Source organism: bacterium (assembly GCA_030654305.1).
Classification (GTDB): Bacteria; Krumholzibacteriota; Krumholzibacteriia; order LZORAL124-64-63; family LZORAL124-64-63; genus PNOJ01.
The window spans coordinates 1-1,399 of the sequence record JAURXS010000068.1; the positions used below are offsets into that span (position 1 = coordinate 1).

Below are 1,399 nucleotides of genomic sequence, written 5' to 3' on the forward strand. Positions count from 1 at the left end.
CCGGGTTCTCCGGCGGCGGCGCCGGCGAGGGCGGCGGCGCGGACTAGACGCTGGGATCGATGTGGAGAGGATCAGCGGGGCGGCGTCGGTGCGACGTCGCCCCGCAACTGCAGGCGGGCCTGTCGCAGGAAGTTGTCGGCGAGGGCCGCGTTCCGGGCGCGACCCGGCCCCGGGCGCAGCGCCAGCAGGCGGCGGGCCGCACCCTTCAGCCCGTATTCCAGGCACATCGCCGCGCGGAACAGCGGCACCCACCGGGCGCCGCGGTGCTTCGCCACGAACAGGCGGTAGGAGTGCTGGAACTGCGCCAGCGCGAAGTCGCCGGCGCGGGCCGCGGCGCGCCCCTCCAGGTGGACGACCTCGGCGCCGGCGTAGTGGTAGACGTCCCACCCCAGCCGCGCGGCGCGGGCGCACCAGTCGGTCTCCTCGAAGTACAGGAAGAACCGCTCGTCGAGCGGGCCCACCTCGCGCAGCGCCTCCGCCGAGATCATCATGCAGGCGCCGGCGACGTAGCCGACCTTGAGCGTCCGGTCGTCGCGGTCGGGGATCCGGGCGAACGTGGCCCGGCGCAGGCGGGGCGGCCAGCGGCGCCGGGGGGGACCCAGCAGTTCCAGCAGGTGGTAGCGCAGGGCCGGCAGGTTGCCGTACGAGATCGTGATCCCGCCGTCGGCGTCGGTCAGCGTGGGGCCGACCGCGGCCGCCCGTGGCGTCGCGGCGAGGAAGGCGTGCAGCGCCGCGAGCGACCCGGGTCGGCAGACCGTGTCCGGGTTCAGCAGCAGGACCGCCGTGCCCTCCAGCCGCCGGAGCACCAGGTTGTTGGCGGCCGCGAAGCCCAGGTTGCGGCCTGCGTCCACGAGGTCCACCCAGGGGAACTCGCGGCGGACGAACTCGACCGAGCCGTCCGACGATCCGTTGTCCACGACGTAGGTGCGCGCGGGCAACCCGGCCAGGGCGGCCTCCAGGGAGGCCAGGCACGGGCCGAGCAGGTCGCGCGTGTTCCAGTTGACGATGATGATCGACAGCGCCGGCGTCATGTCCCGCACCCGGTCCGTCCGAGGTCGCGCTCGCCCATGGGCCCCCTCACCGCGGCTTGACGGCGCGGGCGATCAGGAACAGCCCGGGCCGGTCCGGCGGGCAGGCCGCCTCTTCCCGGAAGAAGCGCCGCGTCAGCGCGGCCGTGCGCGGGCGGCCGAAGTTGAAGCCCCGCTCGATCCCGCGGCGGAACAGCGCCACGGCGAAGGGGCTCCTGAAGACGGGCTCCACGACGACGTCCCGGAACCCGACGGACCGCAGGAGGTCGCGCAGCTCGTCGCGGCGGTAGTACTGCTGCACGGCGTGCTCACGCCGGTGCCGCTCGACGAGGGCGGCGTCGGTGATCGCCTCGAGCGCGTCCACCGAGAAG

The 1,399-nt window shown here is 74.8% G+C and carries 2 protein-coding genes; both read right to left on the reverse strand.

Features of this window, described 5'->3' with window-relative positions:
• Positions 1–71: 71 nt before the first annotated feature.
• Entirely contained in the window at positions 72–1,031 is a 960-nt protein-coding gene (locus tag Q7W29_01690; GenBank protein ID MDO9170523.1) for a glycosyltransferase family 2 protein, read from the reverse strand.
• A 46-nt stretch (positions 1,032–1,077) separates the two neighbouring features.
• Positions 1,078–1,399 (reverse strand): hypothetical protein (locus Q7W29_01695; GenBank protein MDO9170524.1); only part of this gene is annotated, 322 nt, incomplete at its 5' end.